The following is a 22121-nucleotide window of genomic DNA, read 5'->3' as shown; positions in this document are numbered from 1 at the left end:
TGCCCACCGGTTTTTTTATGCCCATAACACTCGTTATCCCGCTTGAATGTAAGAGATGGCAATAGCCGAATAAGATTCTATGACAGAGTGTAAGGGGATGTTGGTGATAAAATTGTGGTTAAAAAAAATCCCGCATTACGCGGGATTTTATGGAATGTGGCTTGATTAATCCTTGATCAGGAAGTCATCCAGCTGTTTACCTTGCTCATCCATGGCTTTCTTGATAACAGCAGGAGTACGACCCTGGCCAGTCCAGGTTTTAGTTTCGCCATTCTCATCAACGTAGCTATATTTAGCAGGACGGGCAGCGCGTTTTGCTTTGGTGCCGGTTTTAGCTGCAGCCATGCTGTTCAGCAATTCGTTTGGATCGATACCATCAGCAATCAGCATTTCACGATATTGTTGCAGTTTACGAGTGCGCTCTTCGATTTCAGCTGCTGCAGCGCTTTCTTCTTCGCGACGTTCATTAACTACAACTTCTAATTTTTCCAGCATTTCTTCAAGCGTTTCGAGGGTGCATTCTCTAGCCTGCGCACGAAGAGTACGGATGTTGTTCAGAATTTTAAGTGCTTCGCTCATTGTAGTAATCTCAAACTTATAATGGGGGGGTGGTTTGTTGACCTAATAATAGAGCCATAAATTCAGTTGTGCAATAGCCAGGAATGTAAGGAATTCAAAAAATACTAAATAAAGCCACTATTATTAATTACGCTAACTTAAATTTCATCTCCCAGGAATCTCGCTTGTTATCAGCGTAAGCCTGCGCAACCTGCTCGATTGCATCTTTTTTTGTGACATTTACCGCAGGAATTATAGTTGCTGCGGATAAATATCAGCCTTTTGTATTAGTTCCATTGAGCGATGTTAAGACAGTAATAGTTAATAAATAGTGAATTTTAATGAACATTGATTCCACTATAAAATGAAGTGGGTGATGCTGCCAACTTACTGATTTAGTGTATGATGGTGTTTTTGAGGTGCTCCAGTGGCTTCTGTTTCTATCAGCTGTCCCTCCTGTTCAGCTACTGACGGGGTGTTGCGTAACGGCAAAAGCACTGCCGGACATCAGCGCTATCTCTGCTCTCACTGCCGTAAAACATGGCAACTGCAGTTCACTTACACCGCTTCTCAACCCGGTACGCACCAGAAAATCATTGATATGGCCATGAATGGCGTTGGATGCCGGGCAACCGCCCGCATTATGGGCGTTGGCCTCAACACGATTTTACGTCACTTAAAAACTCAGGCCGCAGTCGGTAACCTCGCGCATACAGCCGGGCAGTGACGTCATCGTCTGCGCGGAAATGGACGAACAGTGGGGCTATGTCGGGGCTAAATCGCGCCAGCGCTGGCTGTTTTACGCGTATGACAGGCTCCGGAAGACGGTTGTTGCGCACGTATTCGGTGAACGCACTATGGCGACGCTGGGGCGTCTTATGAGCCTGCTGTCACCCTTTGACGTGGTGATATGGATGACGGATGGCTGGCCGCTGTATGAATCCCGCCTGAAGGGAAAGCTGCACGTAATCAGCAAGCGATATACGCAGCGAATTGAGCGGCATAACCTGAATCTGAGGCAGCACCTGGCACGGCTGGGACGGAAGTCGCTGTCGTTCTCAAAATCGGTGGAGCTGCATGACAAAGTCATCGGGCATTATCTGAACATAAAACACTATCAATAAGTTGGAGTCATTACCAATGAAGTGTTATGTTTGACTGACCTTATAACATATAGACCTGATTGATTACGTTTACTCTCTGTTTTAACGGATTATTTTCGTAATCTGAGGGTGCTTAACTCCGCTCTGAACCGCATCGTCTGTGCGCTGAGTCGCTGTTGACCAGACAAAATATGGTACAATCAATCATCGGGAATATTACACATTGATTAGGGTTTTACGGCCAATGGCACAACTTTATTTCTACTATTCGGCAATGAATGCCGGAAAATCCACAGCACTGCTTCAATCCTCGTACAATTACCAGGAACGTGGAATGCGTACTGTTGTTTATACGGCTGAAATTGACGATCGCTTTGGTGCAGGGAAGGTGAGTTCCAGAATAGGCCTTTCGTCTCCGGCCAGGCTGTTTAACCCGCAAACTGACCTGCTGGAGGACATTCGCGCAGCGCATGCCACGCAGCCTATTCATTGTGTTCTGGTTGATGAGAGCCAGTTTCTGACGCGTGAGCAGGTTCATGCGCTTTCAGAGGTGGTAGATGAGCTCGATATCCCTGTTCTTTGCTATGGGCTGCGTACAGACTTCCGTGGCGAGCTATTCGCAGGGAGCCAGTATTTGCTTGCCTGGTCAGATAAACTCGTCGAACTCAAAACTATCTGCTTTTGCGGCAGGAAAGCCAGTATGGTGCTTCGTCTCGACCAGGCCGGAAAGCCTTATGCAGATGGTGAGCAGGTGGTGATAGGCGGAAATGAACGCTATGTTTCGGTCTGCCGTAAGCATTATAAAGAAGCGCTGTCTGTAGGCTCGCTGACGGCGATTCAGCACGACAACAGAAAATAATTTTCACCGTGTTCTTCAGACATAAAAAAACCCGCCATTGGCGGGTTTTTTATCAGACTGTCAGTTAAGCGCTTTTCTTCGCTTTTTTGTCAGCTTTTACCGCAGGAGCTTCAACTTTAGCCACTGCTACATCACCTTCTTTGAACTCACGACCGTAGTAGGTATCCAGCAGAATCTGTTTCAGCTCGGAGATCAGTGGGTAGCGCGGGTTAGCACCAGTACACTGGTCATCGAAGGCATCTTCAGACAGTTTATCTACGTGGGCGAGGAAGTCAGCTTCCTGAACGCCAGCTTCACGGATAGATTTAGGAATACCCAGTTCAGCTTTAAGGCTTTCCAGCCATGCCAGCAGTTTCTCAATCTTAGCAGCAGTACGGTCACCCGCAGCGCTCAGACCCAGATGGTCAGCGATTTCAGCGTAACGGCGACGTGCTTGCGGACGGTCGTACTGGCTGAATGCAGTCTGCTTGGTTGGGTTATCATTCGCGTTATAACGGATAACGTTGCTGATCAACAGGGCGTTCGCCAGACCGTGAGGAATGTGGAACTGAGAACCCAGTTTGTGCGCCATTGAGTGGCAAACACCCAGGAAGGCGTTAGCAAACGCGATACCGGCGATGGTTGCTGCACTGTGTACACGCTCACGTGCTACAGGGTTTTTCGACCCTTCATTGTAGGACGCTGGCAGGTTTTCTTTCAGCAGTTTCAGAGCTTGCAGAGCCTGACCATCAGAGAACTCAGACGCCAGTACGGAAACGTAAGCTTCCAGAGCGTGAGTTACCGCATCCAGACCACCGAAGGCACACAGTGATTTCGGCATTTCCATGACCAGGTTGGCGTCAACAATCGCCATGTCTGGGGTCAGTGCGTAGTCAGCCAGTGGGTATTTCTGACCTGTTGCATCGTCAGTAACAACCGCAAACGGAGTCACTTCTGAACCGGTACCGGAAGTGGTAGTAACGGCGATCATTTTCGCTTTTACGCCCATTTTCGGGAACTTGTAGATACGTTTACGGATATCCATAAAGCGCAGCGCCAGTTCTTCGAAGTGAGTTTCCGGATGTTCGTACATTACCCACATGATTTTCGCGGCGTCCATTGGGGAACCACCACCCAGTGCGATAATCACATCTGGTTTGAAGGAGTTCGCCAGTTCAGCACCTTTGCGAACAACGCTCAGGGTTGGGTCAGCTTCAACTTCAAAGAAGACTTCAGTTTCGACGCCAGCTGCTTTCAGAACAGAGGTGATCTGGTCAGCGTAGCCGTTGTTGAACAGGAAACGGTCAGTCACGATGAGCGCACGTTTGTGGCCATCAGTAATCACTTCATCCAGCGCAATTGGCAGAGAGCCACGGCGGAAGTAGATAGATTTCGGAAGTTTGTGCCACAACATGTTTTCAGCTCGCTTAGCAACGGTTTTCTTGTTGATCAGGTGTTTTGGACCAACGTTTTCAGAGATGGAGTTACCACCCCAGGAACCACAACCCAGAGTCAGGGAAGGAGCGAGTTTGAAGTTGTACAGGTCACCGATACCACCCTGAGAAGCAGGGGTGTTAATCAGGATACGTGCAGTTTTCATCTTCTGACCGAAGTGAGCAACACGTTCTGGCTGATTATCCTGGTCGGTGTACAGGCAAGAGGTGTGACCGATACCGCCCATGGCAACCAGTTTCTCTGCTTTCTCTACTGCATCGTCGAAATCTTTCGCACGGTACATTGCCAGAGTCGGAGACAGTTTTTCGTGTGCAAATGGCTCGCTCTCATCAACAACTTTCACTTCACCGATCAGGATCTTAGTGGTTGCCGGAACGGTGAAACCTGCGAGTTCAGCAATTTTATACGCTGGCTGCCCAACGATAGCGGCGTTCAGTGCGCCATTTTTCAGGATGATGTCCTGAACGGCTTTCAGCTCTTTGCCCTGCAGCATGTAGCCGCCGTGGCTGGCGAAGCGTTCGCGAACCGCGTCATATACGGAATCTACAACAACAACGGACTGTTCAGATGCACAGATAACGCCGTTATCGAAGGTTTTGGACATCAGAACAGAAGCAACAGCACGTTTGATATCAGCCGTTTCGTCGATAACAACAGGAGTGTTACCTGCGCCTACGCCGATTGCTGGTTTACCGGAGCTGTACGCTGCTTTAACCATGCCAGGACCACCGGTCGCCAGGATCAGGTTAATGTCTGGGTGGTGCATCAGTGCGTTGGACAGTTCAACAGAAGGTTGGTCAATCCAGCCGATCAGGTCTTTTGGTGCGCCTGCAGCGATAGCCGCCTGCAATACGATATCAGCAGCTTTGTTCGTTGCATCTTTAGCACGTGGGTGCGGAGAGAAGATAATTGCGTTACGGGTCTTCAGGCTAATCAGTGATTTGAAGATAGCAGTAGACGTTGGGTTGGTGGTTGGAACGATACCGCAAATGATGCCGATAGGTTCTGCAATCGTGATAGTACCGAAGGTGTCGTCTTCAGACAGCACGCCACAGGTTTTCTCATCTTTATAGGCGTTGTAGATATACTCAGAAGCAAAGTGGTTTTTGATCACTTTATCTTCAACGATACCCATACCGGATTCGGCAACGGCCATTTTAGCGAGAGGGATTCGAGCATCTGCAGCAGCCAGAGCGGCCGCGCGGAAGATTTTATCAACCTGTTCTTGGGTGAAATTGGCATATTCACGCTGGGCTTTTTTAACGCGCTCGACGAGGGCGTTCAGTTCAGCGATATTAGTAACAGCCATAATGCTCTCCTGATAATGTTTAAACTCTTTTAGTAAACCAGCGCTCGATACGTCAGACAGTATAGACAGAGCTGATATGACTTGCGTAACACAAAATAAAACAAAGAGTTACTTTCTACACCAGCACACTAATTTACTAAAAGAGCCTTACCTTAGCATCATTCCTTTTTGTCAGGTGACCTCCCTGGGGTGTAACCAAGATTACTCACTTCTGAGTACGAAAATCATGATCTGCGTCAATTTTCCCCCAAGCTGATACCTTTCAGCAGGGTTATTTCTTTGAGATTTTTCCAGTGTTAAATAATTACGTAAGTATTGGAAGTGGCGCTATCATTGATTCTACATATGTTTAACATCCTGAAATGATAACGTTTTGGCACAGATTTCGAGTGAAGTATGCTAATAAAAAGGGTATCTTCAGCGCGATTTCTCATGACAAATTGTCAGTCCCGGGCATGCGCATAAGCGGAGCAAAACGTGATCCAAACGCTCTTTGATTTTCCAACGTATTTTAAATTTTTTATTGGTTTGTTTGCCCTGGTCAACCCGGTGGGGATCATTCCTGTCTTCATTAGTATGACCAGTTACCAGACGGCGGCGGCCAGGAACAAGACCAACCTCACCGCCAACCTGTCAGTGGCTATCATATTGCTCACCTCCCTTTTTCTGGGGGACGCCATTCTTCAGCTCTTCGGGATTTCGATCGACTCTTTCCGCATTGCGGGTGGGATCCTGGTTGTGACCATCGCCATGTCTATGATCAGCGGTAAGCTGGGTGAGGATAAACAGAACAAACAGGAGAAGTCAGAAACTGCCATCCGTGAAAGCATTGGCGTGGTACCGCTGGCGTTACCGCTTATGGCTGGCCCCGGAGCCATCAGTTCAACGATTGTCTGGGGTACGCGTTACCATAGCCTGATGCATTTGATTGGCTTTTCCGTGGCCATTGCCATTTTCGCGCTCTGCTGCTGGGGAGTATTCCGTATGGCGCCCTGGCTGGTGCGCTTATTGGGGCAGACGGGCATCAACGTTATAACGCGTATCATGGGCCTGCTGTTGATGGCGTTAGGGATCGAATTTATTGTCACCGGTATTAAAAGCATTTTCCCCGGCTTGTTACACTAATATTTCATATGAAAGAACGGAGCTACAGCTCCGTTTTTTTACGTGATTATCAGCAAATCATATAACTAAAGTTGAAATGCTCACATATCATAATAAATTCTACTAATAATGTTCATCTCTTGTATTTCAATAAGTTATTAATTTCCTTCCAACCCACCTGCGCAGAAAACCTTCGATCGCTCTGTTATTTTACTCACATGATACTCTGGGGCTTGCTGAGAGATAACCGAAATGATATTAGTAATTTCAACATTCCCCTAGATGAATGTGCTAAATAATAACCAGTTGTTAAATTTTTGTACAAAAATACTCGATGATAGCGCAGCGACGCGCTTGTAGAGGAGGTTTCCTCTATCTTATTGAATGTCATGTTTTTTAGTGGCGTTTGATGTCTGGCAGGGCTGCCCTCAACGATACGGCTCTCACCGTAAAAGAGAATTGCTTAACAAATTTGCAAAATGTATTGGCGTGCGTTTACGCCATTTGATACTTTCCGGCCTACTATTTTGCAGCATAAAACAAGTAGATGAGAATTATTTTCATATGCTTCTCTTCTCAGATATCCAGCGCAGGTCTCAAACAGGGGAGGCCTGTAAAGAATCGACGCAAGACGGCCATACGAGCGGTCAGTAATAAAAAAGTCGGTGATAGCAAGAAGTAAAAAAGAAGAACCTGGCAGCAGCAAAAAAAACTCCTGCGCTGTACAGGCCCCAACAGGGGATTACACAGCTGGCGAAGGCCAGTCATTATAATGAGTGGAGTACCAACACAATGTCCATCATCACAAAAAAAAATCTGGTAGCGGCGGGGATTTTAACTGCGCTAATCGCGGGCAACGCTGCAATGGCTGCGGACGTACCTGCAGGTGTTCAACTGGCTGAAAAACAGACGTTGGTTCGTAACAACGGTGCGGAAGTTCAGTCTCTTGACCCGCATAAAATTGAAGGTGTTCCCGAGTCAAACGTTAACCGCGACCTGTTCGAAGGTCTGCTGGTGACTGACGTAGACGGCCACCCGGCACCTGGTGTGGCAGAAAAATGGGAAAATAAAGATTTCAAAGTCTGGACTTTCCATCTGCGTAAATATGCGAAATGGTCAGACGGCACGCCGGTTACCGCCGAAGATTTCGTTTATAGCTGGCAGCGTCTGGCGAATCCAAATACTGCCTCTCCGTATGCGAGCTACCTGCAATATGGCCACATTGCCAATATTGATGACATCATCGCAGGCAAAAAACCGGTCACCGACCTGGGCGTGAAAGCGATCGATGCGAATACCTTTGAAGTCACGTTGAGCGAACCTGTTCCGTACTTCTATAAGCTGCTTGTTCACCCGTCTGTTTCTCCAGTTCCAAAATCCGCAGTGGAAAAATTTGGTGAAAAATGGACTCAGCCTGCCAATATCGTGACCAACGGTGCCTACAAACTGAAAGACTGGGTAGTCAACGAACGTATGGTTCTGGAGCGTAACCCGCAATATTGGGACAACGCGAAAACCGTGATTAATCAGGTGACGTACCTGCCAATTTCTTCCGAAGTGACTGACGTTAACCGCTACCGTAGTGGTGAAATTGACATGACCTATAACAACATGCCGATTGAACTGTTCCAGAAGCTGAAAAAAGAAATTCCTAAAGAAGTGCATGTTGATCCGTATCTGTGCACCTATTACTACGAAATCAACAACCAGAAAGCACCATTCACCGATGTTCGTGTCCGTACGGCACTGAAACTGGCACTGGATCGCGATATCATCGTGAACAAAGTGAAAAACCAGGGCGATCTGCCAGCATACAGCTATACCCCTCCATACACTGATGGCGCAAAACTGACTGAACCAGATTGGTTCAAACAGACGCAAGAGCAGCGTAACGCAGAAGCGAAGAAACTGCTCGCCGAAGCTGGCTATACTGCTGATAAGCCGCTGACCTTCAGTCTGCTGTATAACACCTCCGATCTGCACAAAAAACTGGCTATCGCCGTCGCCTCGATCTGGAAAAAGAACCTGGGCGCAAACGTGAAGCTGGAGAACCAGGAGTGGAAGACCTTCCTGGATAGCCGTCATCAGGGCACCTTCGATGTGGCGCGTGCTGGCTGGTGTGCGGATTATAACGAACCAACCTCCTTCCTGAACACCATGCTGAGCGACAGCTCGAACAACACCGCGCACTATAAGAGCCCGGCATTCGACAAGCTGATTGGCGACACGCTGAAAACAACTGACGAAGCACAGCGTACTGAACTGTACTCTAAAGCTGAGCAGCAGTTGGATAAAGATTCCGCGATCGTTCCGGTTTACTACTACGTCAACGCCCGTCTGGTGAAACCGTGGGTAGGTGGCTATACCGGTAAAGACCCGATGGATAATATCTACGTTAAAAACTTGTATATTATCAAGCATTAATGGCAATGAGTGGGGCGAGTTCGCTCGCCCCACGGTGTCTAACCGACGTCACAATATATAGGCACACGCCAGAAGGTACGGGCAATGTTTAAATTTATCCTACGTCGCTGTCTTGAAGCGATTCCAACGCTGTTTATTCTGATTACAATTTCCTTCTTCATGATGCGTCTTGCGCCGGGAAGTCCATTTACCGGTGAACGTACGTTGCCGCCAGAAGTCATGGCGAATATTGAAGCGAAATATCACCTGAACGATCCTATCTCCACCCAATACTTCAATTATCTGAAGCAGCTGGCTCACGGTGATTTTGGACCGTCATTCAAATATAAAGACTATTCCGTTAACGACCTGGTGGCTTCCAGCTTCCCTGTATCGGCAAAGCTGGGTGCTGCGGCATTCTTGTTGGCCGTTGTTCTCGGGGTTACTGCAGGCGTTATCGCCGCGCTTAAACAAAATACCAAATGGGATTATACCGTAATGGGGGTGGCGATGACCGGGGTAGTCATACCCAGCTTCGTTGTCGCGCCGTTACTGGTGATGATATTTGCCATCACGCTGAAATGGCTACCTGGCGGTGGCTGGAACGGCGGGGCGTTAAAGTTCATGATTTTGCCGATGGTGGCATTATCTCTGGCGTACATCGCCAGTATTGCGCGTATCACCCGTGGTTCAATGATCGAAGTGTTGCATTCGAACTTCATTCGAACCGCGCGCGCTAAAGGGCTGCCGATGCGTCGGATTATCTTCCGCCACGCGCTCAAACCGGCGCTGTTGCCTGTGCTCTCCTACATGGGGCCGGCATTCGTCGGTATCATCACTGGCTCAATGGTTATCGAAACGATCTACGGTCTGCCGGGTATTGGTCAACTGTTCGTAAATGGCGCGCTCAACCGCGACTATTCGCTGGTACTGAGCCTGACCATTCTCGTTGGTGCGCTGACCATTCTCTTTAACGCAATTGTCGATGTGCTGTATGCCGTCATCGACCCGAAAATCCGTTACTAACTGGAGCACGCCATGATGTTGAGTAAGAAAAACAGCGAGGCGCTGGAAAACTTCAGTGAAAAACTGGAAGTAGAAGGTCGTAGCCTCTGGCAGGACGCGCGTCGCCGCTTTATGCACAACCGTGCCGCGGTAGCCAGTCTGGCCGTACTGGTGATCATCGCGCTGTTTGTGACCCTGGCGCCGATGCTGTCGCAATTTACCTATTTCGACACCGACTGGGGCATGATGTCCAGTGCACCTGATATGGTGTCCGGACACTATTTTGGTACGGATTCCTCCGGACGCGATCTGCTGGTACGAGTGGCTATCGGAGGCCGCATTTCGCTGATGGTTGGTATCGCTGCTGCACTGGTGGCGGTGATTGTGGGCACGCTCTATGGCTCACTCTCAGGCTACCTTGGCGGTAAAGTGGACTCCGTGATGATGCGTCTGCTGGAAATCCTGAACTCCTTCCCGTTCATGTTCTTCGTTATCCTGTTGGTGACCTTCTTTGGCCAGAACATCCTGTTGATTTTCGTGGCTATCGGGATGGTTTCCTGGCTGGATATGGCGCGTATTGTCCGCGGACAGACATTGAGCCTCAAACGCAAAGAGTTTATCGAAGCCGCGCAGGTGGGTGGCGTATCAATCGGTAATATTGTGGTTCGCCATATCGTTCCTAACGTGCTGGGCGTGGTGGTGGTTTATGCTTCACTGCTGGTACCAAGCATGATTCTGTTTGAATCCTTCCTGAGCTTCCTGGGGCTGGGTACGCAAGAGCCTCTGAGCAGCTGGGGTGCACTCCTGAGTGATGGTGCAAACTCCATGGAAGTCTCTCCGTGGTTACTACTTTATCCGGCGGGTTTCCTGGTCGTTACCCTGTTTTGTTTCAACTTTATCGGCGATGGCCTGCGTGATGCCCTCGACCCGAAAGACCGTTAAGGAGCGCCGTCATGACAATTATTGAAACGGCCACTGCGCCGCAGGCGCAACAGCAGAGCAAACTTCTGCTGGATGTGAAAGATCTCCGTGTAACCTTTAAAACCCCGGACGGAGACGTAACCGCCGTTAACGATCTCAACTTCGACCTGCGTGCAGGTGAAACGCTGGGGATTGTTGGTGAATCTGGTTCCGGAAAATCCCAGACTGCATTTGCGTTGATGGGACTGCTGGCTGCAAACGGTGTTATCGGAGGTTCCGCGAAATTCAACGGACGTGAAATCCTCAACCTGCCGGAACATGAGCTGAACAAGCTGCGTGCCGAGCAGATCTCGATGATTTTCCAGGATCCGATGACTTCGCTGAACCCGTACATGCGTGTTGGCGAGCAGCTGATGGAAGTCCTGATGCTGCACAAAGGTCTGGGCAAAGCGGAAGCGTTTGAAGAGTCAGTCAAAATGCTGGATGCGGTGAAAATGCCGGAAGCCCGTAAGCGCATGCGTATGTTCCCGCACGAATTTTCTGGTGGCATGCGTCAGCGTGTGATGATTGCGATGGCGTTGCTGTGCCGGCCAAAACTGCTGATTGCTGATGAACCCACCACCGCGCTGGACGTCACCGTTCAGGCACAAATCATGACCCTGTTAAACGAGCTTAAGCGCGAGTTCAACACAGCGATCATCATGATCACCCACGACCTTGGCGTTGTGGCGGGCATCTGTGACAAAGTGCTGGTGATGTATGCCGGCCGTACCATGGAATATGGCAACGCGCGTGATGTGTTCTATCACCCAGCCCACCCGTACTCAATTGGTCTGTTGAATGCGGTACCGCGTCTCGATGCTGAAGGGGAATCTCTGCTCACCATTCCGGGTAACCCGCCAAACCTGCTGCGTCTGCCGAAAGGTTGTCCGTTCCAGCCGCGTTGCCCGCATGCGATGGAAATCTGCAACAGCGCTCCGCCGCTGGAAGCGTTTGCACCAGGCCGCCTGCGCGCCTGCTTTAAGCCGCAGGAGGAGTTGGTATGAACGCATTAGATGAAAAACGCAATGTGCTGCTCGAAATCGCTGACCTTAAAGTGCATTTTGACATCAAAGACGGTAAACAGTGGTTCTGGCAACCATCTAAGACCCTGAAAGCGGTCGATGGTGTCACGCTGCGTTTGTACGAAGGCGAAACCCTGGGCGTGGTAGGGGAGTCTGGCTGCGGTAAATCTACCTTCGCGCGCGCCATTATTGGTCTGGTAAAAGCCACCGGCGGCAAAGTGGCCTGGCTGGGTAAAGACTTGTTGGGGATGAAGCCTGACGAGTGGCGTGACGTGCGTAGTGATATCCAGATGATTTTCCAGGATCCACTGGCATCATTGAACCCGCGTATGACCATCGGTGAGATTATTGCCGAGCCGCTGCGTACTTATCATCCGAAGATGGCTCGTCAGGAAGTTCGCGATCGCGTGAAGGCGATGATGATGAAAGTTGGCCTGTTGCCTAACCTTATCAACCGCTACCCGCACGAATTCTCAGGCGGCCAGTGTCAGCGTATTGGTATTGCACGTGCGTTGATCCTCGAACCGAAGCTGATCATCTGTGATGAGCCCGTCTCCGCGCTGGACGTGTCCATTCAGGCACAGGTGGTCAACCTGCTGCAGAAACTGCAGCGTGAAATGGGGCTGTCACTCATTTTTATCGCGCACGATCTGGCCGTGGTGAAACACATCTCGGACCGCGTACTGGTAATGTACTTAGGCCATGCAGTGGAGCTGGGCACCTATGATGAGGTGTACCACAACCCGTTGCACCCTTATACCAAAGCGCTGATGTCCGCAGTACCGATCCCCGATCCCGATCTGGAAAAGAATAAAACGATTCAGCTTCTGGAAGGGGAATTACCCTCACCGATTAACCCGCCGTCGGGCTGCGTCTTCCGTACGAGATGCCCAATGGCCGGGCCGGAATGTGCGAAAACGCGACCGGTTCTGGAAGGCAGTTTCCGACATGCGGTTTCCTGCCTGAAAGTAGACCCGTTATAATCGCAAGGGCTGACATGATGTCAGCCCTTATTTTTTGCGAGGTTACTGTGTCGCTTTTAATCACGCCCGCCCGTCGGCGGCTTTACCATTTTTTATTCGATCCTGAAACCGTATCCGGGAGACGCTTCGAAGGCCTCTGTGGTTTATTTGCGCTGCTCAGCGTGGTTGTGATCTTTATTGAGTCTGGTGTCGGGACGCAATACCACCTGACGTTTGACGAGTGGCATATTTTTGTCTGGCTTGAGTTGGCGATTACCCTGGTCTTTACCGCGGAATATTGCCTGAGAGTCATTTGCTGGCCCAACCCGGCCAGATATGTTTTCAGCTTTTGGGGATTTATTGATTTAGCGACCATCCTGCCGCTCTATGTGATGTGGCTGTGGCCGGAAATTAGCCTGAGTTACGTCTTTGCCTGGCGAGCGATGCGCGTCATTCGGGTATTACGTATCCTTAAATTACTGCGTTTTATGCCGTCATTGCACGTGTTCTGGAGCGCGATAGTCAGCGCACGGCACCAGCTTATTCTGTTCTATTCATTTATTGCCATCGTCATGATTGTTTTCGGCGCGCTGATGTATCTGATAGAAGGGCCAAAATATGGCTTCACGACGCTTAATGCCTCGGTCTATTGGGCCATCGTGACCGTGACGACCGTGGGTTATGGTGATATCACACCGCATACCCCATTGGGACGTATTGTGGCATCAGTGCTGATCCTGATTGGCTATTCGGTGATTGCAATCCCGACAGGGCTCATTACCACACATATGAGCAGTGCCTTTCAGAGTCGCAAACAGCAGCGCAAATGCCCGAATTGTCATCAGGGTGAGCATGAACACAGCGCACGGTTTTGTAACCGCTGCGGAAGCGAATTACCGGATTAAATAAAAAAGGCTGCAATCGCAGCCTTTTTTACTATTCGCGCCAGAGGATATGGCACAGTTTGTGGTCTTTCTCGCGGCACAGCAGGACGCGGGCGAAGATGTCATTTATTTCGCCGCCATCTTCATCGGCCAGCCCAATCACTACTTCGGCAAAGAAGTCAGGATTAAGGTCGAAATCCACATGCTCAGCCCAGTCTTCTGAAGGGTCGAACAATTCGGCACCGCCGCGCTCTTCGAACTGCAGATTAAAGAGGATCACGTCTGCGGGATCGAGGTTATCAACCGCCAGTTCGAGAAAAATGTCATAGGCCTGCTCGAGCGTTTCGTCTTCGGTCAGGCGATTGTTCAGATCCATTTCCATGATGACTACCTGTTTAACATCGTTGGGCACGTTTTACAGCAACGGACTAAAGAAGTAAAACAGTCGTTCGGCAATTCTCTGCCACATTGGACGTTTTACCCACAGTCTGGCATCCAGCAGTCGCGAGCGGGAGATATAATCATCCTGCACCGCCGCCAGGTCACCACCAAAACCGGCGTCATCAATCACAAGTGTGATTTCAAAATTGAGCCACAGACTCCGCATATCCAGGTTGACTGTGCCCACCAGGCTTAATTCACCGTCGACGAGAACGCTCTTGGTATGGAGTAATCCGCCTTCAAACTGATAAATTTTCACCCCTGCGGCCAACAGTTCGCTAAAGAATGCCCGGCTGGCCCAGCCTACCAGTAGGGAGTCATTTTTGCGTGGCAAAATGATACTCACGTCGACACCACGTTGCGCCGCCGTACAGATTGCGTGCAGCAGGTCATCGCTGGGGACAAAGTATGGCGTGGTCATGATCAGGTATTCACGGGCTGAGTAGGTTGCCGTCAGCAGCGCCTGATGAATCAAATCTTCAGGGAAGCCTGGCCCGGATGCAATCGTATGAATGGTGTGCCCGCTGGCCTCTTCAAACGGCATAATATTGCCGTCCGGTGGTGGTGGCAGAATACGTTTACCGGTCTCAATCTCCCAGTCGCATGAGTAAACGATACCCATAGAGGTGGCAATCGGCCCCTCCATTCTTGCCATCAAATCAACCCATTGCCCAACTCCCGAATCCTGTTTAAAGAAGCGTGGGTCGACCATGTTCATACTGCCGGTGTAGGCAATATAGTTATCGATCATGATCATCTTACGGTGCTGGCGGAGATCCATCCGGCGCAAAAAGACACGCAGGAGGTTAACCTTCAGCGCCTCAACCACTTCGATACCGGCATTACGCATCATGCCCGCCCACGGGCTGCGGAAAAATGCCACGCTGCCTGCAGAGTCCAGCATCAGTCGGCAGTGAATGCCCCGACGTGCTGCGGCCATCAGGGATTCAGCAACCTGATCGGCCATACCACCGGGCTGCCAGATGTAAAACACCATCTCAATGTTATGGCGAGCCAATTGAATATCGCGGATCAACGCCTGCATAACATCGTCAGAAGTGGTCAGCAACTGGAGCTGATTGCCTTTGACACCGCCAATCCCCTGACGGCGCTCGCAAAGTTTAAACAGCGACGCGGCAACACTGCTGTTCTCCTCGGCAAAAATATGTTTGCAGGCTTTAAGGTCGTTAAGCCACTTCGCGGTCGAGGGCCACATGGCGCGGGCACGCTCGGCGCGGCGCTTGCCCAGATGAAGCTCACCGAAAGAGAGATAGGCAATGATCCCTACCAGCGGGAGGATGTAGATTATCAGAAGCCAGGCCATGGCAGAGGGTACGGCTCTGCGCTTCATCAGGATGCGTAATGTCACACCCGCGATTAACAGCCAGTATCCCAGAATGACCAGCCAACTCACCACGGTGTAGAAGGTTGTCATAGGTAAAAAAATCCTTTTGAAAGCGTATTGTTATGAGTGTACGCATCAGGATTCATCTGGCAAATAAAAACGCCAGGTAAAAGCGCTGGTTTGCTGCAGGGTTGGGTTTATAATGGCATCTCTGTTAGAGAAAGAGTTGTAGACATGAAGCGCAGTAGAACTGAAGTAGGGCGCTGGCGCATGTTGCGACAGGTGAGTCGTCGCAAGGCACGTTGGCTGGAAGCACAATCCCGCCGCAATATGCGTATTCACGCCATCAGAAAATGTGGAATGACCCGGCACCGCAACGCGTTGCTGTTCGCAGTCCAGGATATCTGAGAACCATGAGGGCACCGCAAGGTGCCCACTGATTTTATAGCGTCTGATTTTTAGGAATAGCGTTTTTGCAGCGATATTCCCGTTGTTTTTAGCAAAAGGAGGGAGAAGTGTTTGCGGAGTTTGGTGTACTGAATTTCTGGACGTACGTTGTAGGCGCATTTTTTATCGTGCTGGTACCTGGGCCGAATACCCTGTTTGTGCTCAAAACCGGGATTGGTCACGGCGTTAAAAAAGGGTACCTCGCCGCGACAGGTGTATTTATCGGCGATGCGGTACTGATGTTTCTGGCCTGGGCGGGTGTTGCGGCATTAATCCAGACCACGCCGGTACTGTTTAACATCGTGCGCTATCTCGGGGCTTTTTATCTGCTCTGGCTGGGGGGCAAAATGCTCTGGTCGGTGGTGAACCGTCAAAAAAACGCTCATGAGAGCGGGCCCGAACCTGCCAGTACGATCATGAAACGCTCGCTGGTGTTAAGCCTGACCAATCCCAAAGCGATTTTGTTCTACGTATCGTTCTTCGTTCAGTTTATTGATGTGAATGCCCAGAGCACCGGCACTTCTTTCCTGATCCTCGCGACAACGCTGGAGCTAATAAGCTTTGTGTATATGAGCTTCCTGATCTTCTCTGGCGCGTTTGTGACGCGTTATCTGAAAACCAAAAAGAAACTGGCAAAGCTGGGGAACGGTCTGATAGGGCTGCTGTTTGTTGGGTTTGCGGCAAGGTTGGCATCGCTGCATTGATGTGAAGAAACAAAAAGGCTCCTGCGGGAGCCTTTTTAATGTTTGACAACTTCCCGCCATTTGGTTGTATAGTACAACTAAATGGCGGAGACAATAACATGCACATCGAAACCCCTCTTGTCAGCGATATCCGTAGCGCCTCTCGTTTGATGGTGCGCGAATTAGGTTTTATGGCCTCGACGCTGGCCTCAACGAATTATTCACCCTCGGCGGTTCATACACTTGTCGAAATTGATTTGCGGAAAGAAATGACCGCTGGTCAACTGGTGCAACTGTTAGGCCTGGAAAAATCCAGCGTCAGCCGGATGTTGGCACGCCTTATTGCAGCAGGCGAACTTGAAGAAGTCGTTTCCAGTGAAGACGCCAGAACGAAGTATCTACGACTGACGGCAAAAGGGCAGGAAACCGTCAGACAAATTAATACCTACAGTAGCGCTCGGGTGCTCACTGCAATAAAACCACTGGATCCGTTGCAACAGAAAACAATATCTCAGGGTCTTTCACTTTATGCCAGGGCGCTGCTGGCTGGCCGTGAAACGCCGGTTGAGATTCAATCTGACGCGCTGAAAATTGTGCCGGGCTATCTGCCTGGCATGATTGGCCGTATCGCGGAGATGCATGCCAGTTATTATTCCCGGGAACATAATTTTGGCCGTTTCTTCGAGGCCAAAGTGGCTTCTGGATTGGCCGAGTTTAGTGGGCGACTGGAGAAGCCGTGTAATCAGGTCTGGCTGGCAATATTGAACGATAAAATCGTCGGCTCGGTGGCTATTGATGGTGAAGATTTAGAACCGGGGGAAGCTCACCTTCGCTGGTTTATTCTTGATGATGGCTGTCGCGGATTTGGCGTGGGGAAAAAACTTCTGACCGAAGCTATAGGTTTTTGCGATAACGTGGGCTTTTCTGCTGTGCATTTGTGGACATTCAATAAACTATCCGCCGCACGACGTCTGTATGAATTATTTGGTTTCAGATTAGCCAAAGAGTGGGAGGGGGACCAGTGGGGAAGTCTGATGACAGAGCAGCAATTTACCCGGTGTAAAGACGTCTAACGTAAAAAAGGCCCCTGCTGGAGCCTTTTAACATCAGAACACTTTTTTATAAGGGCGAACCGTCACCTTCGCATACACACCGGCCGCAACGTATGGGTCCGCATCAGCCCAGGCCTGAGCAGCTTCCAGAGATTCAAACTCAGCAATCACTGTGGAACCGGCAAAACCGGCGGCACCCGGGTCATTGCTGTCTACTGCAGGCATAGGGCCGGCGGTCAGTAAACGGCCTTCATCCTGGAGCAGCTGCAAACGTGCCAGATGCGCAGGGCGCACAGCCTGGCGTTTTTCGAGCGAATCAGCAACATCTTCAGAGTAAATCACGTAAAACACGGCGAAGCTCCTTAACCGGTAAAAGTGTCAGTTACGTTATGTGAAAGGGCAAACGACTGCAATGTAAAATAAAAACAATGTTAAAACCCTGATCTGAATGCGACTTTTTTGGCCTCTCATGCGCTAAAGTTGCTCCAGAACAAAGTGTCTTATTGAATATGATTGCTATTTGCATTTAAAATCAGGGTTCGGTTTTTTAACGTTGATGAATATGACTTCGATGACCCTTGATTTACCTCGCCGCTTTCCCTGGCCGACGCTGCTTTCTGTCGTGATTCACGGTGCTGTTGTGGCGGGGTTGCTGTATACCTCGGTTCATCAGGTTATTGAAATGCCCGCGCCCGCGCAGCCGATTTCGGTGACGATGGTATCACCAGCGGATCTTGAACCGCCGCAGGTTTCACCTCCGCCACCACAGCCAGTGGCTGAAACTGAGCCAGAGCCCGAGCCTGTTCCGGCACCACCGAAGGAAGCGCCGGTGGTGATCCACAAGCCTGAACAGAAGCCCAAACCTAAGCCGAAGCCAAAACCGGTGAAGAAGGTCGAGGAGCGTCCAAAACGCGAGGAACGTCCGGTAGAACCGCGCGCGACCCAGCCAGTAGAAAATGCGGCGCCTTCACGCCCGATGATGAACAATACGGCAACGACCTCAAAGCCAACGGTTACCGCACCAGCGGGCCCGCGTGCCGTAAGTCGCAACCAGCCTCAGTATCCGGCACGTGCGCAGGCCTTACGTATTGAAGGCCGCGTACGGGTAAAATTTGACGTCACTGCGGATGGCCGCGTGGATAACGTGGAAATCTTATCTGCTCAACCTTCTAATATGTTTGAGCGCGAAGTGAAATCGGCGATGCGCAGATGGCGCTATGAGCCAGGCAAGCCTGGCAGCGGATTGATCGTCAATATCGTTTTCCGCCTGAACGGCGGGGCGCAGATGGAATAAAAAAAGCCTCCGAAAGGAGGCTTTTTTTTGCCTGTCGATCAGGCCTGCGGAAGCTGACGCGGTTTACCCTCGCTGTCCACGGCGACATAAATAAACAGTGCTTCGGTGGCCTTATAGCGTTGTCCAATCGGCTCAGAAGAGACTTTCTTCACCCAGACCTCGATGTTGATGGAAATAGAGGTGTTGCCGCGTTTGACACAGCGCGCGTAGCAGCAGACCACATCCCCTACCGCAACCGGGCGCAGGAAGGTCATGCCGTCCACCCGCACCGTCACCACGCGCCCGTGGGCGATCTCTTTTGCCAGAATTGCGCCGCCCATATCCATCTGCGACATCAGCCAGCCGCCAAAAATATCGCCATTGGCATTGGTGTCAGCGGGCATTGCCAGTGTGCGTAAAACCAGTTCGCCCTGAGGGGCGTTAGTTGTTGTCATTGTTTTAACTCGTAACGGAAGACTTCAGGCGGGATGCTACTATGATTCGCGTGCGGAGAGAATAGACCAGAACGCCTGTCGTTGACGTTCTGGTCAGTCATTAATCAGTGGTTGTCGTCCTGCGGCATATGACGATAGATGTATACACCGCTTAACAGCGTGAAGATAAGCGTCAGCGCGGTCAGGCCAAAGACCTTAAAGTTGACCCAGATATCCTGCGGCAGCCAGAAGGCGATATAGATATTAGCGAGACCGCAGAGAATAAAGAAGATTGCCCAGGCAGTATTCAGACGCGACCAGACTACCTGCGGCAGCGTTAGTTCTTTACCTAACATGCTCTGGATAAGGGGCTTTTTCATGAACCATTGACTGAAAAGTAACGCTGCTGCAAACAGCGCATAAATAACAGTAACCTTCCACTTAATAAATTCAACATCATGCAAGGCAATGGTCAATCCACCAAACACCGCCACTAAAATGAACGTGATGAGCGCCATTTTTTCGACTTTGCGATAGCGAATCCAGCTATAGATCAGCACAACGGCGGTCACAACGATTAGTGCTTTTGTTGCAGCAAAAATGTCGTACAACTTATAGACAGCGAAAAACACCGCGAGCGGTAAAAAATCAAGAAACTGCTTCATTCTGTGATTCCATCTTCTGAGCGGGGCGGGAGACAGCGATGTCCCCCCGCCTCGGGATTACTGACGAATTAACATATACAGGCGGAACAGATAGACGAGCAGTACCGCTGAAATGAGATTGCTCAGCGTATTCGCCACCACGGCGCCAACATTAGGCGTTAATACCGCAAAATTCGGCGCAAACAATAACAAGAGCGTTTTAGCAAGCAGCCAGCCGATCACGGCGGGGGCCACCAGACGCATATTAGCCCATGCCAGTCTGATGCTGCTGCGCATTGCGGTAATAATCCCCATCTTATCCTGCACAACCATCACAGGGGCAAAAGAGAGCACGATAGCCAGCAACACACCTGGTACCACGACCAGCATAATCCCCATCTGCACCAGCATGGTGGTTAAGAAGATTAGGATAAACAGCTTAGGTAAGACCGGTGCGCTGGCTCCAATCGCCCGTAAAGCACTGACCCGATGTCCCGCCGACACCAGCTGAATCATTAGCAGAACGCCACCGGCCAGCACCGCGTTACCAATAAGACCTGAGAAAGTGGATGCAGCGGAAGCCCGCAGCAGAATTTGTTGCTGCTCAGGCGTCATGTTTTGTACCAGTTCAAACAACCCTACGCTTCCTGCAAGGTGGTCGCCCTGGCTCAGGCTGGCAATTTGTTCTTCACTCGGTGAGAACGCATGGCCAAGCACCACCGTGATAAAGGCGCAAAGCAACGCGATCAGTAAAAAGGTAATGAACTGATTGCGGAAAAAGTTTCCCGTGTCACGGTAGACAGACTTCGCCGTGATAGACATGCACTCTCCTTGAGTATTGCAGGTGTTAATTAGCCGGCAATTGTACACCGGATGCACCTGCTGTGGCAGCATCAAGGCTTGTATGGAAAAGCATATCTTTGTAAAGCGGCGGTAATCCAACGCGCGCGCGTGCGCGGTTACAGGCTTCGTTGACCTGCCCATCTTCCCCAGACATGGCAAATTCCCGGCACGGGCTGGGGCGATCCTCATAGATGGAACATCGGGTCGAAACCCCGGGCTCACCCTGTAGCGCTGCACAGCGGACCTGTTTTTGGTTGGTGCCACTCATGCAGCGCAGAAAAGGCGTTAGCGGCTCTGTGAGATGAACCGGAACGGTACCGCCACCATCGCTGGCTTCGGCCCAGTAGAAAGAGACTCGAAAATACGCACAACAGGCTCCGCACGTCATGCACGGGTTCGTATCACTCATGGCACACCTGCAAAAGAAGAACGCATCAAATCAACTTGTGAGAGCGATAAATTATCCAGCCACCAGAGGAAGAGCAAGAGGGGGAAAAGGGAAAATTTTGTAACTGTGAAATGCCAAAAATTGACATGGGAACAACTTATTGCTTTTCAATGTGCCACAAAAAATTAACCCAGATCAATGAATGTTAAGTTACTGGTTTTAATGTGATCTGTGGCAGATCACTTATTACTCATTTGTGAGTATATTCTCATCCGCGATTAAAACCACAACGATGGAGCGGATATGAAAAAATTAGCGGTGGCAGCCCTTGTATTAAGCAGTCTCTCTGGCGGCGCATATGCGCATGAAGCAGGCGAATTCTTTATTCGTGCCGGTTCGGCTACGGTTCGCCCTACTGAAGGTTCCGATAATGTGCTGGGTATGGGCGGTTTTAACGTCAGTAATAACACCCAGTTAGGTTTAACGTTCACCTATATGGCGACGGATAACGTTGGTGTTGAGCTTCTGGCTGCAACGCCATTCCGCCATCGCGTAGGCCTTGGGCCGACAGGCGATATCGCCACAGTTCACCATTTACCACCAACGTTGATGGCGCAGTGGTACTTTGGCGATGCCAGCAGCAAAGTGCGTCCGTATATTGGCGCCGGTGTGAACTACACGACCTTCTTTGATGAGAAATTTAACGATACCGGTAAAGAGGCTGGTTTGTCAGACCTCAGTCTGAAAGATTCCTGGGGCATGGCCGGGCAGGTAGGTCTTGATTATCTGATTAACCGTGACTGGTTAATTAACGCCTCTGTCTGGTACATGGATATTGATACTGACGTACGCTTCAAAGCAGGCGGTCAGCAGCAAAGTATCAGTACTCGCCTGGATCCGTGGGTATTTATGTTCTCCGCGGGTTATCGTTTCTGATTTCATCTCCTGAGACTGGCCAAAAAACG

23 protein-coding genes are annotated in these 22121 nt (G+C 50.3%); 14 read left to right on the top strand and 9 right to left on the bottom strand.

The genetic code is table 11. The annotated features are described in order from the left end of the window. Positions 1–165 precede the first annotated feature (165 nt). On the bottom strand, positions 166–579 hold the full coding sequence (gene hns / locus ACLHV9_RS13460) for a histone-like nucleoid-structuring protein H-NS (protein ID WP_008502781.1): 414 nt from the start codon (positions 577–579) through the stop codon (positions 166–168). Between the two features lie 406 nt (positions 580–985). Between hns and ACLHV9_RS13455 the strand changes: the two genes are divergently transcribed. Beyond that, a protein-coding gene (locus ACLHV9_RS13455) for an IS1-like element IS1A family transposase (protein WP_370610343.1) occupies positions 986–1682 on the top strand; the annotation gives its coding sequence in 2 pieces (ribosomal slippage) (positions 986–1239 and positions 1238–1682; 699 coding nt in all). Positions 1683–1905: 223 nt separating this feature from the next. Beyond that, positions 1906–2520, top strand: coding sequence for a thymidine kinase (gene tdk / locus ACLHV9_RS13450; RefSeq protein ID WP_049006865.1), 615 nt, complete (start codon positions 1906–1908; stop codon positions 2518–2520). Between the two features lie 64 nt (positions 2521–2584). Here the strand turns inward: tdk and adhE are convergent, their stop codons facing one another. Further along, positions 2585–5263, bottom strand: coding sequence for a bifunctional acetaldehyde-CoA/alcohol dehydrogenase (gene adhE / locus ACLHV9_RS13445; RefSeq protein ID WP_028018771.1), 2679 nt, complete (start codon positions 5261–5263; stop codon positions 2585–2587). 477 nt (positions 5264–5740) lie between these two features. Between adhE and ACLHV9_RS13440 the strand changes: the two genes are divergently transcribed. From ACLHV9_RS13440 to ACLHV9_RS13410, 7 genes are all read left to right on the top strand, one after another. Further along, positions 5741–6388, top strand: coding sequence for a YchE family NAAT transporter (locus ACLHV9_RS13440; protein WP_021240330.1), 648 nt, complete (start codon positions 5741–5743; stop codon positions 6386–6388). A gap of 771 nt (positions 6389–7159) precedes the next feature. Beyond that, complete coding sequence (oppA, locus tag ACLHV9_RS13435; protein ID WP_407220642.1) at positions 7160–8791, top strand: oligopeptide ABC transporter substrate-binding protein OppA; 1632 nt, start codon at positions 7160–7162, stop codon at positions 8789–8791. Positions 8792–8875: 84 nt separating this feature from the next. Then, entirely contained in the window at positions 8876–9796 is a 921-nt protein-coding gene (oppB, locus tag ACLHV9_RS13430; protein ID WP_028018773.1) for an oligopeptide ABC transporter permease OppB, read from the top strand. 12 nt (positions 9797–9808) lie between these two features. Then, positions 9809–10717, top strand: a complete 909-nt coding sequence (gene oppC, locus ACLHV9_RS13425) for an oligopeptide ABC transporter permease OppC (RefSeq protein ID WP_108089739.1) — start codon at positions 9809–9811, stop codon at positions 10715–10717. An 11-nt stretch (positions 10718–10728) separates the two neighbouring features. Then, positions 10729–11742, top strand: coding sequence for an ABC transporter ATP-binding protein (locus tag ACLHV9_RS13420; protein WP_028018775.1), 1014 nt, complete (start codon positions 10729–10731; stop codon positions 11740–11742). Further along, positions 11739–12743: a murein tripeptide/oligopeptide ABC transporter ATP-binding protein OppF gene (gene oppF, locus ACLHV9_RS13415; RefSeq protein WP_028018776.1), complete on the top strand. Its 1005-nt coding sequence runs from the start codon at positions 11739–11741 to the stop codon at positions 12741–12743. Before ACLHV9_RS13420 ends, oppF begins: the two co-directional genes overlap by 4 nt. 14 nt (positions 12744–12757) lie before the next feature. Next, the gene (locus ACLHV9_RS13410) at positions 12758–13627 is read left to right on the top strand and encodes an ion transporter (protein WP_176691058.1); all 870 of its coding nucleotides are present in this window, start codon (positions 12758–12760) and stop codon (positions 13625–13627) included. A gap of 31 nt (positions 13628–13658) precedes the next feature. On the opposite strand, the gene ACLHV9_RS13405 is transcribed toward ACLHV9_RS13410, so the two are convergent. Continuing rightward, the gene (locus ACLHV9_RS13405; RefSeq protein WP_006810881.1) at positions 13659–13988 is read right to left on the bottom strand and encodes an HI1450 family dsDNA-mimic protein; all 330 of its coding nucleotides are present in this window, start codon (positions 13986–13988) and stop codon (positions 13659–13661) included. A 33-nt stretch (positions 13989–14021) separates the two neighbouring features. Continuing rightward, a complete protein-coding gene (gene cls, locus ACLHV9_RS13400; protein WP_028018778.1) occupies positions 14022–15482 on the bottom strand; it encodes a cardiolipin synthase in 1461 nt (486 codons plus the stop codon). A gap of 144 nt (positions 15483–15626) precedes the next feature. Between cls and ACLHV9_RS13395 the strand changes: the two genes are divergently transcribed. The 3 genes from ACLHV9_RS13395 (at position 15627) to ACLHV9_RS13385 (ending at position 17595) form a co-directional block, all read left to right on the top strand. After that, complete coding sequence (locus ACLHV9_RS13395) at positions 15627–15800, top strand: YciY family protein (protein ID WP_021240326.1); 174 nt, start codon at positions 15627–15629, stop codon at positions 15798–15800. A gap of 107 nt (positions 15801–15907) precedes the next feature. Beyond that, complete coding sequence (leuE, locus tag ACLHV9_RS13390) at positions 15908–16543, top strand: leucine efflux protein LeuE (protein WP_028018779.1); 636 nt, start codon at positions 15908–15910, stop codon at positions 16541–16543. A 98-nt stretch (positions 16544–16641) separates the two neighbouring features. Next, on the top strand, positions 16642–17595 hold the full coding sequence (locus ACLHV9_RS13385) for a helix-turn-helix domain-containing GNAT family N-acetyltransferase (protein ID WP_028018780.1): 954 nt from the start codon (positions 16642–16644) through the stop codon (positions 17593–17595). A gap of 33 nt (positions 17596–17628) precedes the next feature. On the opposite strand, the gene ACLHV9_RS13380 is transcribed toward ACLHV9_RS13385, so the two are convergent. Further along, positions 17629–17925: a YciI family protein gene (locus ACLHV9_RS13380; protein ID WP_028018781.1), complete on the bottom strand. Its 297-nt coding sequence runs from the start codon at positions 17923–17925 to the stop codon at positions 17629–17631. A gap of 220 nt (positions 17926–18145) precedes the next feature. On the opposite strand from ACLHV9_RS13380, the gene tonB reads away from it, so the two are divergent. Next, complete coding sequence (gene tonB, locus ACLHV9_RS13375; protein WP_108089764.1) at positions 18146–18868, top strand: TonB system transport protein TonB; 723 nt, start codon at positions 18146–18148, stop codon at positions 18866–18868. A 38-nt stretch (positions 18869–18906) separates the two neighbouring features. Here the strand turns inward: tonB and yciA are convergent, their stop codons facing one another. From yciA to ACLHV9_RS13355, 4 genes are all read right to left on the bottom strand, one after another. Continuing rightward, the gene (gene yciA / locus ACLHV9_RS13370) at positions 18907–19302 is read right to left on the bottom strand and encodes an acyl-CoA thioester hydrolase YciA (protein ID WP_008502796.1); all 396 of its coding nucleotides are present in this window, start codon (positions 19300–19302) and stop codon (positions 18907–18909) included. 104 nt (positions 19303–19406) lie between these two features. Continuing rightward, positions 19407–19946, bottom strand: coding sequence for a septation protein A (locus ACLHV9_RS13365; protein ID WP_028018783.1), 540 nt, complete (start codon positions 19944–19946; stop codon positions 19407–19409). Between the two features lie 57 nt (positions 19947–20003). Next, a complete protein-coding gene (locus ACLHV9_RS13360; protein ID WP_108089765.1) occupies positions 20004–20747 on the bottom strand; it encodes a YciC family protein in 744 nt (247 codons plus the stop codon). 25 nt (positions 20748–20772) lie between these two features. Continuing rightward, a complete protein-coding gene (locus ACLHV9_RS13355) occupies positions 20773–21177 on the bottom strand; it encodes a YkgJ family cysteine cluster protein (RefSeq protein ID WP_028018785.1) in 405 nt (134 codons plus the stop codon). A gap of 282 nt (positions 21178–21459) precedes the next feature. Here ACLHV9_RS13355 and ompW point away from each other — a divergent pair, with 282 nt between their 5' ends. Beyond that, on the top strand, positions 21460–22092 hold the full coding sequence (gene ompW / locus ACLHV9_RS13350) for an outer membrane protein OmpW (RefSeq protein ID WP_028018786.1): 633 nt from the start codon (positions 21460–21462) through the stop codon (positions 22090–22092). Positions 22093–22121 lie beyond the last annotated feature (29 nt).

Origin of the sequence: Enterobacter sp. CPE_E890 (assembly GCF_046521475.1) — a bacterium.
GTDB classification, from domain to species: Bacteria; Pseudomonadota; Gammaproteobacteria; order Enterobacterales; family Enterobacteriaceae; genus Enterobacter; species Enterobacter adelaidei.
Note: the sequence above shows the minus strand (reverse complement) of the source record. Positions and strands in the feature narration are given on the sequence as shown.